Genomic DNA, 14,877 nt, shown 5'->3' with positions numbered 1-14,877 from the left:
ATCGCGCAGAAAACCAGACAACAACGTCCGACCCTCAACCTCCCCGATCACAGCAGTACCGTTCACGGTCATCGAGATTTTCATTAGATTTTCCTCCCTAAAACTTCCGGCTCAACCGCCAAGAACGCGCTTGAGCCAACCTTTCTTTTCCTCGGTCTCTTGATCTGGCTCACCCGGTATCGCCGGGGCCTCGTCCTGCGCTGCTGCCGGTTCGACTTCGACCGCGCTCTGGAAATTCTCGAAGAACTGATCGGCCATCTTTTTGGCCACGCCATCAATGATCCGACCACCCAGTTGCGCCAGCTTGCCACCCACACGGGCATCGACACTATAGGCCAACAACGTCCCTTCAGGCGCGTCAGACAGGGTGACATCGGCAGAACCCTTGGCGAACCCGGCCGCACCGCCTTTGCCCTCACCTGATAGCTTGACGCTTTGCTGATCGACCATGTCAGACAATGTGACCGAGCCTTTGAAGGTGGCTTTGACCGGCCCGACCTTCTGCACCACGGTTGCTTCAAAACCGTCAGCGGCCGTGCCTGACATTTCTTTGCAGCCCGGTACGCAATCTTTCAGTACTTCTGCAGACAACAACGCATCCCAGACTTTGGACCTTGGTGCTGCTATGACGCGGCTATCCTGTAGCTCCATGTCACTCCCTCCAAATTTCCTGCTACGCTACGCGGTGATTGGCGTGCTGCCTATTCGACCTTGGGAGTAGTCAGCGAAGTTTCGGAGGGGTGTGGGTTAAGCCATGGGTTTCAAAGATCTTTTGGATTCGCCCATCTTGCAAAGCAGCATAAATGGCGTCATCGATCGCGTAGCTGAGACCGCGATAGGCAAAATGAACGGCGACGCCGCTGGTCCAGGTGCTGACAGCAAAACCCGGCAGCGGGGGCGTATGGATGTCCAGATCCTGCGTAAGCCCGGCTTCCAGTTGCGCGCGCGGGCCCATGGCCGCCATCGTTTCCCCCTGGGCCAGGGCGGCCATCGCCTGTTCTGCGGTTGGGAACCTGCGCAGATTTTGTGAAAGCTGGCCACCCGGAAAAGATGACAGGTAGAAATCCGCAATCGAGTCGTTTTCCACGGCCACCGTGTCAAACCGGAAATAGGCTGGGACCGGGGGGTTTTCGGGGTAGGCATCGCGGCGATACGCGATGGCGATCTCTTCGTCGTGATATTGCCCGGTAAAGACAACCTGCTCAACGCGGCAGGCGAATTCACTGTCATAGGGGATATGCAGCATCACATTGGCCACGCGACCATTGATCAGCGGGCCTTTCCAGATCCAGTTGCGCAAATCGGCTTCGAGGTTTTCCCCAGCGGCAACCAGATTAAACCTTGGTTCGACCCCCAGATCCTCGGCGATCAGCTTCCCGATTTCGATATCTACGCCCTGTATCTTGCCTTCTTTTTCAAACGACCAGGGGGGGAAGTCCTCGTAGGCGGCAAAGTCGATATAGCCGCGCTCGACAATGGTATCGAGATCGGCGCCGACAATATCCCGACTGGCATTTTGAGGTTTAGGTTGAGGCACATGATCTTCGCATCTGGCCAGAGCCGACCCGGTTGAAAGGGCGGCAGCTAACAGGGAGAGTAAGAAGAGCGATTTGAACATGTGCCTCAGTCTGCCGTGCTATTGCGCTGCAGACAATCCGATAGTCAGTTGTTCGGCGGCCTCTGCGAAATCAGGGCTGTCACCCGAGATCAAAATAGCGGCGCGCAAGGCGACACTGTCTGCAACCGGCGCGCCCGATCCTGTCTCGATCGAACTGGCAATCTCGTCTAGCTCTGCCTGCAATGAGCTTGCATCAGCATCGCCACCATCCGCCATTCCGGCGAGGATATCCCTGATTTCTTTAAGCCGTTCGGAATGATCATCCAAGGCACCGTCATCGGGACGGGTTTCAATATAGGTCCGGATCGCCCAGGCCGCTTTTTGACCCAGCAGGTCTCCGAAAGCGGGCATTTTGGTAATGCCGTTCTGTGTATAGCCTTCGCGGAAGCGCTCGATGTACCATTCGTCGCCATATTCTTCGGCTTCGAGATAGCGCAGGTCCGGGGCCAGCCCGCCTGAGACACCGCCCAGCCCATGGCACCGGGCACAGTTCTGGTTGTAGCCCGAGTCTCCGATTTCGATGGCCGCTTGCCAAACCTCTTCCCCCTGATCGCGATAGGGGTTTTCGATCAGCCACTCTTCGCTCACGTCGGGCAGAACATCCGTGTTCACCGGTTGCGGCGCGACGTCGCCATGGGCCAGCGCCATGCCTCCGGCGGTGATAGCGCCAAGCACTACACCATAAAATCCAAGACGCATCTTCTCCTCCTTCTGATGCTTTCTCCGGTCATAGCCCAAGCAGAATCGCCGCGAAATTCGACCTTGGTTGCACATCCGCGCCGATTTTCGACTAAGGTCCAATAGGCGCTCGGGGGTGCGGCCTGCTTTAGTCTGGCCGATAGGGAGGAGGCCCATACATGTTCAGGATATTCCGTGTTTTCGCGGTGTTAACCCTGCTGCCCGGTATGGCCATGGCCGAGCTGGAAATCTCGGTCACATATCTGCAGCTTCAGACAACCAGACCGCCGGTTCTGTCCAATCTGGACCCTTTGCCGGAAGATCTGGGTGTATCCGGGGCCGAGCTAGGGCTTGCAGACAATCTGACAACGGCAAAGTTTCTGGGTCACAAATACACTCTGGATGTCCAAACCGTGCCCGAGGATGGTGACTGGCTGGCCGCTGCACGGCAGGCCCTGAGCAGAACCCCTTATTTGATTCTGGACGCTCCTGCTCAGGCGCAGCTTGAGGTTGCGGATTTGCCCGAGGCGGCAGCGGCCGTTTTGTTCAACGCTTCTGCCCCCGAGTTGTCGATCCGGGATGAGGCATGCCGAGCCAATCTGCTGCATACGTTGCCCTCAAATGTCATGAGAACCGATGCGCTGGCACAGTTTCTGGTTAAGCGCCGGTGGCAGAGGCTGGTACTGGTGTCCGGGGTACATCCGGGTGATCAGGCATTTGCAGCCGCGATCAAACGTTCGCTTGAGAAGTTTCGGCTGGATCTAAAAGCAGAGAAAACATGGGTTTTTGACGCCGATCTGCGCCGCAACGCCGCGCAGGAAGTGCCATTGTTTACCCAGGATTTTGGTGATTACGACGTTTTGTTGGTCGCGGATGAATTGGATGATTTCGGCCGTTACATCGCATTCAATACATGGGAGGCACGGCCCGTGGCCGGATCCGAAGGTTTGCAGCCCGTCACATGGTCTCGAGTGGTTGAACAATGGGGTGCGGCGCAAATGCAAAATCGGTTCTTTGACCAGTCCGGCCGGGCAATGAGGCCGAAGGACTACGCCGCCTGGGCTGCATACCGGTCTTTGGGCGAAGCCGTCACGCGCACCAATTCTGACGATCCGGAAACATTGCGGGCGTACATTCTGTCGGACGATTTCGAACTGGCGGGTTTCAAGGGCCGTGCGATGAATTTTCGCCATTGGAATGGTCAGTTGCGCCAACCGATCCCTCTGGTGACGGATCGGGCCGTGGTGGCCATGGCCCCGCTTGAAGGATTTTTGCACCAACGTACCGAGTTGGACACGTTGGGAATCGATCAAGCCGAAAGCCAATGCCAGGCATTCAAGGAGTGACACGGATGAGACTAGCAGCACTTTTGGCAGCAACCGCGCTTTGCGCTCCGGCGGCTGCGGATGAGATTTGGATAAGCAACGAGAAAGACGACACGCTGAGTGTAATCGATATTGAAACACTTGAGGTGATCAGAACCATCGAGACGGGAGAGCGCCCGCGGGGCATTACGTTCTCAAAGGACTACTCGGTCCTCTATATCTGCGCATCCGACAGCGATGCCGTGCAGGTTATGGACCCTGAGACCGGTGAGATCCTGCATGATTTGCCATCGGGTGAAGACCCGGAACAATTCGTGCTGCATCCTAATGATCGGCATTTGTATATTGCTAACGAAGATGACGCGATAACAACTGTCGTTGACACCGAGTCGCGCGAAGTGATCGCCCAGATTGATGTTGGGATTGAGCCAGAGGGTATGGCCGTCTCACCGGATGGGAAGATTGCCATTACCACGTCCGAGACGACGAATATGGCACATTGGATCGACACGGAAACGCGTGAGTTGTTTGCCAACACGTTGGTCGATTCGCGCCCGCGCCACGCGGAATTCCTGAAGGATGGCGCCGAGCTGTGGGTGAGTTCCGAGATCGGAGGCACGATCACAGTGTTTGATGTCGTCTCGCAGACGGAAAAAGCCAAGATCGAGTTTGAGGTTGAAGGTGTACACCCTGACAGGGTGCAACCCGTCGGATTCGAGCTGTCGAACGATAATGAGATCGCCTTTGTCGCCCTTGGGCCGTCGAACCACGTGGCGGCGGTGAATGCCGAAACCTACGAGGTGGAAGACTACATTCTGGTCGGGCGCAGGGTTTGGCACATGGATTTCAACGCGGACAAATCGCTGTTGTTCACCACCAATGGCGTGTCCGGCGACGTGACTGTGATCGACGTTGCCAAACGCGAACCGATCAAGACGATCAAGGTCGGCCGGTTCCCATGGGGCGCGGCTTTCCGCCCAACCAATTGAGCAAAACAGGGAGATTTAAGATGGTTCGACTAACAACGCTGGTCGCGATGTTGGCTTTGGCTGTGCCGACGGCGGCTTTGGCAAATGATGACGACGATGATGATGGGTTTGGCCTCGCGGGTTTGCTGTCAGCCAAAAATAAAGAGGACCTGCCGCCAATCACCTTGTCTGCTGGCGTCCCATTGTCTGAAGCGCCTTGGGAGTTGAAATCCGGCACCTATTACGAGTTCGAGATTCAGGGCGACGGAAGTCAGGAACTTGCCATTATCGGACCCGAATTCTTCCGTGCGATCTGGGTCGATGAGATTGTGGTTGAAGGGCTGGAAATCCGACCACTTGGTGTCGATTCAATCGAGTTTGACGAGGCAGGCGAGATGGAAATAGGCTTTGTCGCCATCAAGCCGGGCAGTTACTATCTGAAAGTGCCAGGTAGCACCGGTGAAACACAACGGCTGGAGATTACCATTAAGTGACAGGGCTTTCAGTCCGGAATGTCAGCTATGACTATGGCGAAAAACGTGCCCTTGATGATGTGAGTTTTCACGTTCCACAGGGCGCGTTTTGCGCGCTTTTGGGCCCCAATGGCGCAGGTAAATCCACATTGTTTTCGCTGCTTACCCGTTTGTTCACCACGTCGCAGGGGACCATCGAGATTGCCGGGTTCGACATGTCTCGACAGCCTCGGCAGGCGCTGGCGCAGATCGGCGTGGTGTTTCAGCAGCCAACCCTGGATCTGGATCTGACCGTTCACAGAAATCTCAGCTACTTTGCTGCGCTGCATGGGCTCTCGGGTCGCAAGGCCGAGGCGCGAATTGTTGACGCGCTTGACCGGCTGTGCATGCGCGAACGTATGGCTGAGCGGGCGCGCGACCTGAATGGCGGGCATCGCAGACGTCTTGAGATCGCACGGTGCTTGATCCACGAGCCTTCAGTCCTGCTGCTGGACGAACCAACCGTTGGGCTGGATGCGGCGGCGCGTAGCTCGATCACGGCACAGGTGCATGATTTGTCTGCACATAGCGGTCTGACCGTACTTTGGGCCACTCACTTGACCGATGAGATTAAGCCCGATGATCAAATTGCTGTGCTGCACCGGGGTCAGTTGCTGCATCAGGGTATCTGTCGGGATCTGACAGGGGACGCGCCATTGCAACAGGTTTTTCTGTCCATGACTGGTTCGACCGAATGAAAGGCGCGTTTGTTGCTCTGTACGCGATCATGATCCGCGAGGCGCTGCGTTTCGTGAGGCAACGCAGTCGGTTCATCGCAGCGCTTGTACGCCCATTAGTGTGGCTAATCGTATTCGCGGCGGGGTTCCGCGCGGCGTTAGGCCTGTCGATCACGCCGCCTTATCAGACCTATATCACCTATGAGATTTACATTGTGCCGGGGCTTTGCGGCATGATCATGCTGTTCAATGGGATGCAAAGCTCGCTTAGCCTTGTTTACGACCGCGAAATGGGTTCGATGCGGTTGCTGCTGACCAGCCCCTTGCCACGCTGGTGGCTGCTATTTAGTCGGTTGTTGGCCAGCACCACGATCTCGATCCTGCAGGTCTATACCTTTTTGGTCGTCGCCGCGATTTACGGAATTGACATGCCTTGGTTCGGGTATCTGCTGGTTTTTCCTGCGCTGATTGTTGCCGGGCTGATGCTGGGCGCTTTGGGGCTGGCGCTGTCTTCAGCGATCAAACAGCTGGAGAATTTTGCAGGGGTGATGAATTTCGTCATCTTCCCAATGTTTTTTTTGTCGTCGGCACTTTATCCGCTGTGGAAGATGGCTGAGAGTTCAGCTCTGTTGCGCGATATCTGTGCTTTCAATCCGTTTACACACGCAGTCGAATTGATCCGTTTTGCGTTGTATGGCGAATTCAACGGCCCGGCGTTGGGTTGGACGATGCTGGCTGGGCTTGTGTTTCTTTGCCTCGCACTTTGGGGTTATGATCCGGCGCGTGGGATGAAACGAGCGGGGCGGTAGCCCATCTACGACCATAGCGGGGATGAAATGCATGTCCCGATGCGATAGACTGACCTTCTAATCGGAGGGTTCGATCATGATCCGCATTGCATGTTGCCTGCTGTTTCTCGGCACTTCTGCTACGGCACAAACCGTCGAGGATGAGTTCGGGACGCTTAATCCACAGGACAGTGGCTTTGGCCGTGTCATGAGTAACATCGAAAATGGTGTTACGGATATGGCGACCTGTGCCACCGGCTATTACATCACCAAGTCTGGTCGGCATGAAATGGCGCGCACACTTTTCACAAGCTGTGCTGAAGCGGGATATGCCAGCGCGATGACTTGGATGAGCCAGTTAGACAACAACGGGCTGGGTGGAGGATATAACCCCGATGCCGCCGCTGCATGGGATAAGCGGGCGGCGGATATTGGCGATCCGGTCGGCAAGTTTAACTACGGGCTCAATCTGTTGCGGGGGCATGGTGTGCCACAAGATGAACGACTGGGGCGTGCTTATGTGGATAGTGCTGCACAAGACGGGCTGAAAATTGCTAAGCGTCTTCAAGATTCCGGATATGATCCCAACGAAGTTACGCCCGATGCAGATGAATGGAAGTATGCTCCGTTGTTCTAAGTCTTCATTCGATCACGAGCTGTGGCAGCCAGTGATTGTCTGGATCGGATGCGTGAATATCCTGCTTGGAAACAGGCCTTAGATTCCCGCTTTCTGGTGGTGCCGAAAGCAGACCCATATCCATCTCATGCAGGGTGCCGACAAGGCGGTCGCCGTCAATTCGCAGCTGATAGTAAATGCCGTTCCACATATCGATGCCATACTCGGTTGCGCCTTTGTGAATGAACAGCAGATCGTATTCCAGATCCGTCAGATCTGTGTGCGACACCTGACGCCGCAGGACATAGGGATAGGGCACGTGACACCAATGCTTGTCCGGCCCCTCCAGACACCGAAACGGTCGCATCGACAGGAAATGTTCGGCGAACGGGTCTGTGCTTAAATCGATGGTGTACGAAACAACCCCTTCGAATTCTGAGAAATTTACATCGCCGATCAGTATCTTGTGATCGGATCTGTCCAGCATGTATATTTGTTTTTGCCCGTCCAGCGGCGCGGCTGGCGCACTTGTTTTAAATCCGAATAGGGCGATCAGAAAACACGCAAAGAACCTCAACATGGCAACCTCCAGACAAAAAAAGTTGCGTCAATCTAGTTGAAATTCGGCATCTGCCTCCTACGACCATTGTGCAATTTCACTGATGGCCCGACCCGCGAATAATACCCTCGCCAACAATCCCGACGCGTCGGAGATTCGGCGTGGAGGAAAGACACAAGTCTAGGGAGGACACCGATGAGCCGGTTTATAATGGCGGTGGTTGCAAGCGTCATAGCGACAAGTGCGGCCTATGCAGAAGTTACCGAAGACGATCTGGCCAATGACCAAACGATCACCAATCAGATCGTTACAAATGGCATGGGACGTCACCTACAGCGCTACAGCCCGCTGGACATGTTGAACAAAGACAATGTTGAGAATCTGCTGCCGGCCTGGGCCTTCAGTCTGGGTGGTGAAAAGCAGCGCGGGCAAGAGACACAGCCGCTGATCTATGACGGCATGATGTATATTACCGGGTCGTATTCTCGCCTTTATGCCATTGATCTGGAGACTGGCAAAGAGGTCTGGCAATATGATGCACGCCTGCCGGAAGGCATTCTGCCGTGCTGTGACGTGGTCAACCGCGGCGCTGCGATCTATGGCGACAAGGTGATCTTTGGCACGCTGGATGCACGGATCGTGGCGCTGAACAAGGACACGGGCGATGTGGTCTGGCGCGACAAGATCGCGGACTACAAGGCGGGCTATTCCTACACGGCGGCTCCGCTGATTGTGGACGGGCTAGTGATCACCGGTAACTCCGGTGGCGAGTTTGGTATCATCGGTGCGGTGCAGGCACGTGACGTAAACACCGGCGATTTGGTCTGGGAACGCCCGGTGATCGAAGGTCACATGGGTACGCTGAATGGCGAAGAAAGCACCATGACCGGCGAGCTGAACGCAACCTGGCCCGGTGACATGTGGAAAACCGGCGGTGGCGCGACTTGGTTGGGCGGATCTTATGACGCCGATACCGATACTTTGGTCTTTGGCGCAGGCAACCCGGCACCGTGGAACAGTTGGTTGCGCGACGCGGGCACCCCGACCGAAGGCAACAAAGGCGACAACCTCTATGCCGCCAGCCGTATCGGAATCGATCCGAAAACCGGCGAGATCAAATGGCACTATCAAACCACGCCCCGAGAGGGTTGGGACTATGATGGTGTGAACGAAGTGGTGGCCTATACTGACCGTGAAGGTAACCAGAGATACGCCACGGCCGATCGGAACGGATACTTCTACGTCCTGAATCGTGAGGATGGCGCCTTTGTGTCGGCTACGCCTTTCGTCAAGGATATCACATGGGCCGATGGCATTGATGAAACCGGTCGCCCGATCTTTAACGAAAGCAATCGACCAGGCAATCCTGCGTCAGCTGCTGATGGTAAGAAGGGTGAAGTGATCTTTGCCTCGCCATCTTTCCTGGGCGGCAAGAACTGGATGCCGATGGCATTTTCACAAAACACCGGCAATTTCTATGTGCCCTCGAATGAATGGGGCATGGATATCTGGAACGAGCCCATCACTTACAAAAAGGGTGCCGCCTATCTGGGCGCGGGCTTTACCATCAAGCCGAACTATGAAGACCATATTGGCTCGCTCAAGGCCATCGACCCAGACACTGGCGAATGGAAATGGGAATACAAGAACGATGCTCCGCTGTGGTCGGGCGTGATGACGACAGCAGGCGGGTTGGTGTTCTTCGGCACCCCCGAGGGCGAATTCATCGCATTGGATGACGAAACCGGTGAAAAGCTGTGGTCGTTCCAGACCGGCTCGGGCATCGTCGGTCAACCTGTGACCTGGGAACAGGACGGTGAGCAATATGTCTCGGTCATCTCCGGCTGGGGCGGTGCGGTTCCACTCTGGGGCGGCGAAGTGGCCAAGAAGGTCAACTATCTGAACCAGGGCGGCACGTTATGGACCTTCCGTTTGCCGAAAGAGCTCGCCTCGGCGAACTAATAGCTGGTCAGGAAAACCAAAAAAACGCGCGTCAGGAATGGTGCGCGTTTCCTCATTTGTACGACTTTCCGACAGTAGGCGTGGTCTGGTCAACTTGATAGGATTGATTAGGTTGGGGCAATTCGATTGCAGAGGCCAGAACACATGCTTGCTGAAGCCACCAGAAAAAACGATTTTGAGAAGGTTCTGATCGTAGACGACCACCCGCTGTTCTGCGACGCGTTGTCCATGACGTTGCAAAGTGTTGCACGGATTGGCGAAATTCATACGGCAGACCGATTGGAAAATGCGATCGAGTTGATTGCAAAAGGGTTTAAGCCGGACGCAGTCATGCTGGATTTGAACTTGCCCGACGTCAATGGGCTTGACGGGCTTATACGCCTCAAATCCGTCGCAAATGTTCCGATTATTGTTGTGTCTTCGCTCTCAGAGCCCCGGATTATCAGTCAGGTTATTAATGCCGGTGCCACAGGGTATGTTCCCAAACATAGTCAACGCGAAGTCTTTCGCGCCGCAATTGAAACGGTACAGACCGGAGATGTCTTCGTTCCCGACGGATGTGCCCTGATCGACGCGAATGAGGATAGTGAACATAGCGATGCTGTTAACAAGCTAACAACTCTGACGAACCAGCAATCGCGGATTTTGCAGCTGATCTGTGAAGGCAAGTTGAACAAACAGATTGCGTATGATCTTTCGATTGCCGAAACGACTGTTAAGGCACATGTTACTGCTATCATGCGCAAACTCGGCGTGCAAAGCCGCACCCAGGCCGTATTGATCGCCAATAAGGCATCGTTTGAGAGCGTCTTGCAAGAATAGGGCCAAGCTGCATACTTTCAGATAAAGTCGCGCCTTTTAGGGAGGATGGCTCGATGGACCAAGCTGTTGGGTGGGCTTCGGCCCAGACCCGTCCGCCAGGTATTGTGAGAACAGAGTTTGTCCCCTGTGGCACAGATCAAGCGATCTCTGTGCTGGCAGGGGCATTTGACTGTGACTCGCTTTCTCTGGTCGTCCTGTTCGTAAGTGCCAGCACGGATGCAGACACAGTGATCTCGGAAGCGCGTACAGCGTTTGCACCAGCACCCGTCGTCGGTTGCACCACTGCTGGTGAGCTTGCCGATTGCGGTTATAGTGAAGATCTGATTGTCGCGATTGGATTTCCCCAGAGTCATTTCGAAGTTCGCACTGTTTTAGTTCCCGATCTTGATGATTTTTCGTCTGAGGACATCATTGATGAGATGATCAGGAATCGAAACCAGATGATGACTGCCGCGCCGGATTGGAGGCACGAGTTCACATTTCTGATGATCGACGGTCTGTCCACCAGGGAAGATGCGCTGACCTCAGAGCTTGCCGTTGGCCTGGGCCCGGTGCCCCTGTTCGGCGGCTCTGCCGGAGACGGAACGCGCTTTGATAGCACATATGTGCTGTCGGATGGGCAGGCGTTGCAAAATGCGGCCGTCCTTTGCCAGCTGCGCACGCGTTGTCCGATCAAGGTCTTCAAAACTGATCATTTTGTCCCCAGCGCCCAACGCATGGTCGTAACAAAGGCTGACCCGGTGAAGCGCATTGTACAGGAAATCAACGCAGAACCCGCCGCGCGAGAGTACGCTCGCATCCTTGGCAAAGATCCCGAACAGCTGACAACGTTTACTTTTGCGGCCCATCCGGTGGTGGTACAGATCGGTGGACAGCATCATGTAAGATCCATTCAAAGGGTCGACGAAAACGGTGACCTGGTGTTCTTTTCCGCGATTGATGAGGGTTTGGTTCTAACCTTGGCTGAACCCAGAGATATGGTGGAACATCTTGAGGAAGAGATTGGACTACTGATGCAGGATCAAGTGCCAGATACTATTTTGGGCTGTGATTGCATTTTGCGCCGTCTTGAGGCGCAGGAGAAGCAAATGACCGGGGCTATCTCTCGGGTTCTGCGCGAGAACCACGTGGTTGGGTTTTCAACATATGGCGAGCAATTCAACTCGATCCATGTAAATCAAACATTGACCGGGGTTGCGATCTACCCCCCTGACGAAGGGTAGGCGATGATTGAGGCTCTCACCAATCCTGCTGACTCGCTGGCGCGCCAAAACGAAAAGCTCCTGAAGATCGTGGCGGCGCTTATGCGGCGGGTTGAAGAGTCTACGGATGAGTCCGGTGCAGCCTATGCACAGTTTCAAAGGGCGGCGATGCTGGAACAGGAGGTGCGCGCCCGTACGGACGATTTGGAACGGGCGCTGGAGTTGCTCAACGACTCGAATGCCCGGCTGGCCACGGCAAATCAGGAAACCGAAGCCGCGCGGGCAAACCTGACCAACGCGATCGAGACCGTGCAAGAAGGGTTTGCGCTGTTCAACCTCGAAGAAGAGCTGGTCCTGTGTAACAGCCGTTTCGGGCTGCATATGCCAGACATTCAGGATCGGTTGTTGCCAGGCTTAAGTTTCACCGAGTATGTCGAGTTGGTCAGCCGATCCAAGTACCTGTCCCTGCCGGATACAGTAACAACCGAAGAATGGGCGCAGCGCAGGTTGGCGCGTCACGCTGATGAGCACGTGGTATTTAACGTCCGGCTAAGTGGCAATCGCTGGTCACAGGTATCTGAACACCGCACACCGGACGGTGGGACCGTTATTCTGCAAACGGATGTCACGGACATCATGCGGATTGAGCGGAAGGAACGGGATCGCATACTGGACGATCAAGCGCGCCTGATCCGTGCCACATTGGAGCATATCGATCAGGGTGTCTGTATTTTCGACAACAAGCTGAGACTGGTCGGCTGGAACAACCGCGCCAGCGAGTTGCTGGTCATTCCCATTTCTCAGTTCCAGATGGGGGCGCAGTTCAAAACCCTATTTGACCGTCTCAGCACGACAATAAGCTTGGAAGGCGGCGTTGCCGACACAGACCTGCTCGCCTGGGTCAATCATCCGACCAACCGACCCCCTTTGCAGTTTCAGATGCAAAGTGGCGGATCAAAGATTCTTGCTGTGTTCGCGCAGGAAATGCCTGACCGGGGCTTTGTGATTTCATTTACCGATGTGACTGCCGAACGCCAGTCAGCACAGGCATTGTACGAAGCCAAGGAACTGCTGGAACAACGTGTGGCATCACGCACGATGGAGCTTGCAGATGCGTTGAACGAGGCAGAGCGTGCGAATGCATCAAAATCCCGGTTTGTTGCTGCAGCCAGTCACGATCTGCTGCAACCATTGTCGGCTGCGAAGCTCTATGTCGCAGCATTGGGCGGCGGATTAGGCAGATCCGAAGCTGGCATTGTCGCTGCAAAAGCCGAAAGCGCGCTAAACAGCGTCGAGCACATTCTTGAAGCCTTGCTTGATATTTCCAAGCTGGATTCAGGGCGCGTATCCGTGCACATGTCGACCGTTTCGATCAAAGAACTTTTCTTGCAGATGGAAGACGCATTTGGACCTGTGGCCCAGGCCAAAGGGCTAGACTTGCGGTTCGTCGCAACCAATGCATTGGTCAGAAGTGACGCCACATATCTGCGCCGGATTCTGCAAAACTTGTTGTCGAATGCGATCCGCTACACTGAAACGGGTAAAGTGCTGGTGGGTGTGCGGCGGCGCGGGGACGGCTTTTTGATCGAAGTCTGGGATACCGGTATCGGGATAGCGTCCCATCATCAAGATTCTGTTTTTCAAGAGTTTCGGCGTCTGAATTCTGACGCCAGCGCAGCCGAAGGGATGGGCTTGGGGTTGGCAATTGTCGAACGCGCCTGCGAATTGCTGAAACATCCCATTCATCTTCGTTCGGAACTTGGCCGCGGAACTGGTTTTTCGATCGGTGTACCGTCAGCCGAACTCATGGCTCCGCAGCAACAAAGCCCGACGGATGCCAGTAAACCGGGTTCCAGTGTTCTTGCCTCGAAAATCGCATTGCTGATTGAAAACGACGAAAGTTTGCGTGGCGCCTTGAGCATGACGATGGAAGCTTGGGGACTACATGTTCTGGAATGTGAGAGCGAGAGCCAGGCGCTCGAGCTACTGCAAGAAATTGATATTTCGCCTGATGTGATCGTCGCTGATTTTCAACTGAGTGGCGGGAAAACAGGAACTGACGCCGTCATGGCGTTGACTGGAAGATTCGGGAAGTTACCAGCCTGTATTGTTTCAGCCAATCGATCAGCTGAACTGACGGAGTTGTGTAAAGAGGCGAACCTGCCCTTACTCTATAAGCCAATCGATACGCAGAACCTAAAGTCTACTCTAGAGGCCAGTATGCGCCCGCGTCCGATGTGACGGAATTGAGATCTGGTTTTGGTTTTCCCCCACTGAAGAGGTCCTCCGCTATGTTTAGGAAAACGGAGGAAACCCATGACAAACAAGCGACCGAAGCCAGAAGAGATTGTCACGAAGTCGCGGTAAGTTGAGGTTCTGACGGGACAAGGAATACCGCGTCTTGATACGATCAGACAGATTGGTGTGACTGAACAAACTTATTACCGCTGGAAGAAGTATGGTGGAATGGGCACGGTGCAATTGAAAGAACTGAAGCGCCATCGACAAACACGGTAAAACCCTGGACTTCATGCTATCCAAACGCAGGAACAAAGTTGCAGCGACGAAGTTCTTCGCTCGTGCGCTTGAGGTGAACGGTTTGCCACGGAAGATTGTCATCGACAAAAGCGGGGCCAACACAGCTGGTATCAAAGCCATAAACAAGATGCTGAAGGGCTTTGGCTGCCCAGTACCAATCGAGATGGTGAGGCGGAAATACCTCAATAACATCATTGAACAAGACCATCGATTCATCAAGCGCCGGATCAGGCCTATATTGGGTTTCAAGGCTTTCGATTCAGCTGCATTTGCCCTAGCCGGTATCGAACTGGTTAACATGATCCGCAAAAGTCAATTCACACCAGGAAACCGTCCCTTTCAACAATTCAAAGATCTGGTCGTTTAACATTACTGGCCAGATGTAATATTCTGAACTTCAATAAGCTTTGCAACAGAACCTGGCCTTTGCATTTGTCGCCGGACTGGACGATCTTACATGCTCACGTGTCCATATGCCTGTATGGCCAACTAACCAGGCACCTTTGTGATGTCGCGCCTGTCCTAATAACTGAGCCTAGAAAATCTGCATGTTGTAAGCGTATTTTACTGGAATTTGCCGTTTGGCGGCGCCAAAACTTCGCAATTTGATGT

At 54.6% G+C, this 14,877-nt stretch carries 14 protein-coding genes and 3 pseudogenes; 12 read left to right on the top strand and 5 right to left on the bottom strand.

All coding sequences use genetic code 11. The features are described 5' to 3' along the window. From AC2FGE_RS05975 to pedF, 4 genes and pseudogenes are all read right to left on the bottom strand, one after another. Positions 1-84 (bottom strand): annotated as a pseudogene (locus tag AC2FGE_RS05975) ((2Fe-2S)-binding protein); the annotation flags it as partial. A gap of 27 nt (positions 85-111) precedes the next feature. Continuing rightward, entirely contained in the window at positions 112-651 is a 540-nt protein-coding gene (locus AC2FGE_RS05970) for an SRPBCC family protein (RefSeq protein WP_496818283.1), read from the bottom strand. A gap of 70 nt (positions 652-721) precedes the next feature. After that, entirely contained in the window at positions 722-1,618 is an 897-nt protein-coding gene (locus tag AC2FGE_RS05965; protein ID WP_496818282.1) for a substrate-binding periplasmic protein, read from the bottom strand. Positions 1,619-1,636: 18 nt separating this feature from the next. After that, positions 1,637-2,317, bottom strand: coding sequence for a cytochrome c-550 PedF (pedF, locus tag AC2FGE_RS05960; RefSeq protein WP_496818281.1), 681 nt, complete (start codon positions 2,315-2,317; stop codon positions 1,637-1,639). A 158-nt stretch (positions 2,318-2,475) separates the two neighbouring features. Between pedF and AC2FGE_RS05955 the strand changes: the two genes are divergently transcribed. The 6 genes from AC2FGE_RS05955 (at position 2,476) to AC2FGE_RS05930 (ending at position 7,203) form a co-directional block, all read left to right on the top strand. Then, entirely contained in the window at positions 2,476-3,642 is a 1,167-nt protein-coding gene (locus AC2FGE_RS05955) for an ABC transporter substrate-binding protein (protein ID WP_496818280.1), read from the top strand. A gap of 5 nt (positions 3,643-3,647) precedes the next feature. Beyond that, positions 3,648-4,610, top strand: a complete 963-nt coding sequence (locus AC2FGE_RS05950; protein ID WP_496818279.1) for a YVTN family beta-propeller repeat protein — start codon at positions 3,648-3,650, stop codon at positions 4,608-4,610. 20 nt (positions 4,611-4,630) lie between these two features. Further along, the gene (locus AC2FGE_RS05945; RefSeq protein ID WP_496818278.1) at positions 4,631-5,083 is read left to right on the top strand and encodes a cupredoxin domain-containing protein; all 453 of its coding nucleotides are present in this window, start codon (positions 4,631-4,633) and stop codon (positions 5,081-5,083) included. After that, complete coding sequence (locus AC2FGE_RS05940) at positions 5,080-5,799, top strand: ABC transporter ATP-binding protein (RefSeq protein ID WP_496818277.1); 720 nt, start codon at positions 5,080-5,082, stop codon at positions 5,797-5,799. Before AC2FGE_RS05945 ends, AC2FGE_RS05940 begins: the two co-directional genes overlap by 4 nt. Further along, on the top strand, positions 5,796-6,587 hold the full coding sequence (locus AC2FGE_RS05935; RefSeq protein WP_496818276.1) for an ABC transporter permease: 792 nt from the start codon (positions 5,796-5,798) through the stop codon (positions 6,585-6,587). Before AC2FGE_RS05940 ends, AC2FGE_RS05935 begins: the two co-directional genes overlap by 4 nt. A 76-nt stretch (positions 6,588-6,663) precedes the next feature. Next, on the top strand, positions 6,664-7,203 hold the full coding sequence (locus AC2FGE_RS05930; protein ID WP_496818275.1) for an SEL1-like repeat protein: 540 nt from the start codon (positions 6,664-6,666) through the stop codon (positions 7,201-7,203). A gap of 4 nt (positions 7,204-7,207) precedes the next feature. Here the strand turns inward: AC2FGE_RS05930 and AC2FGE_RS05925 are convergent, their stop codons facing one another. Beyond that, complete coding sequence (locus AC2FGE_RS05925; RefSeq protein ID WP_496818274.1) at positions 7,208-7,669, bottom strand: hypothetical protein; 462 nt, start codon at positions 7,667-7,669, stop codon at positions 7,208-7,210. A gap of 267 nt (positions 7,670-7,936) precedes the next feature. On the opposite strand from AC2FGE_RS05925, the gene AC2FGE_RS05920 reads away from it, so the two are divergent. The 6 genes and pseudogenes from AC2FGE_RS05920 to AC2FGE_RS05895 form a co-directional block, all read left to right on the top strand. Beyond that, entirely contained in the window at positions 7,937-9,703 is a 1,767-nt protein-coding gene (locus AC2FGE_RS05920; RefSeq protein WP_496818273.1) for a PQQ-dependent methanol/ethanol family dehydrogenase, read from the top strand. A 144-nt stretch (positions 9,704-9,847) separates the two neighbouring features. Beyond that, the gene (locus AC2FGE_RS05915) at positions 9,848-10,525 is read left to right on the top strand and encodes a response regulator (RefSeq protein ID WP_496818272.1); all 678 of its coding nucleotides are present in this window, start codon (positions 9,848-9,850) and stop codon (positions 10,523-10,525) included. Between the two features lie 53 nt (positions 10,526-10,578). Beyond that, positions 10,579-11,748: an FIST N-terminal domain-containing protein gene (locus AC2FGE_RS05910; protein WP_496818271.1), complete on the top strand. Its 1,170-nt coding sequence runs from the start codon at positions 10,579-10,581 to the stop codon at positions 11,746-11,748. A 3-nt stretch (positions 11,749-11,751) separates the two neighbouring features. Further along, positions 11,752-13,968, top strand: a complete 2,217-nt coding sequence (locus tag AC2FGE_RS05905) for a hybrid sensor histidine kinase/response regulator (RefSeq protein WP_496818270.1) — start codon at positions 11,752-11,754, stop codon at positions 13,966-13,968. Between the two features lie 135 nt (positions 13,969-14,103). Next, positions 14,104-14,226, top strand: a pseudogene (locus AC2FGE_RS05900) (IS3 family transposase); the annotation flags it as partial. After that, positions 14,225-14,632 (top strand): annotated as a pseudogene (locus AC2FGE_RS05895) (IS6 family transposase); the annotation flags it as partial. The pseudogenes AC2FGE_RS05900 and AC2FGE_RS05895, both read left to right, overlap by 2 nt. Positions 14,633-14,877: the final 245 nt, after the last annotated feature.

Source organism: Ruegeria sp. YTSA075 (assembly GCF_059610245.1).
This window is presented reverse-complemented; position numbering and strand designations above follow the sequence as displayed.

Bases quoted from the DNA above. Each gene is read 5' to 3' on its own strand.
- AC2FGE_RS05970 (WP_496818283.1), bottom strand. From the start codon at position 651: ATGGAGCTACAGGATAGCCGCGTCATAGCAGCACCAAGGTCCAAAGTC.
- AC2FGE_RS05965 (WP_496818282.1), bottom strand. From the start codon at position 1,618: ATGTTCAAATCGCTCTTCTTACTCTCCCTGTTAGCTGCCGCCCTTTCA.
- pedF (WP_496818281.1), bottom strand. From the start codon at position 2,317: ATGCGTCTTGGATTTTATGGTGTAGTGCTTGGCGCTATCACCGCCGGA.
- AC2FGE_RS05955 (WP_496818280.1), top strand. From the start codon at position 2,476: ATGTTCAGGATATTCCGTGTTTTCGCGGTGTTAACCCTGCTGCCCGGT.
- AC2FGE_RS05950 (WP_496818279.1), top strand. From the start codon at position 3,648: ATGAGACTAGCAGCACTTTTGGCAGCAACCGCGCTTTGCGCTCCGGCG.
- AC2FGE_RS05945 (WP_496818278.1), top strand. From the start codon at position 4,631: ATGGTTCGACTAACAACGCTGGTCGCGATGTTGGCTTTGGCTGTGCCG.
- AC2FGE_RS05935 (WP_496818276.1), top strand. From the start codon at position 5,796: ATGAAAGGCGCGTTTGTTGCTCTGTACGCGATCATGATCCGCGAGGCG.
- AC2FGE_RS05930 (WP_496818275.1), top strand. From the start codon at position 6,664: ATGATCCGCATTGCATGTTGCCTGCTGTTTCTCGGCACTTCTGCTACG.
- AC2FGE_RS05925 (WP_496818274.1), bottom strand. From the start codon at position 7,669: ATGCTGGACAGATCCGATCACAAGATACTGATCGGCGATGTAAATTTC.
- AC2FGE_RS05920 (WP_496818273.1), top strand. From the start codon at position 7,937: ATGAGCCGGTTTATAATGGCGGTGGTTGCAAGCGTCATAGCGACAAGT.
- AC2FGE_RS05915 (WP_496818272.1), top strand. From the start codon at position 9,848: ATGCTTGCTGAAGCCACCAGAAAAAACGATTTTGAGAAGGTTCTGATC.
- AC2FGE_RS05910 (WP_496818271.1), top strand. From the start codon at position 10,579: ATGGACCAAGCTGTTGGGTGGGCTTCGGCCCAGACCCGTCCGCCAGGT.
- AC2FGE_RS05905 (WP_496818270.1), top strand. From the start codon at position 11,752: ATGATTGAGGCTCTCACCAATCCTGCTGACTCGCTGGCGCGCCAAAAC.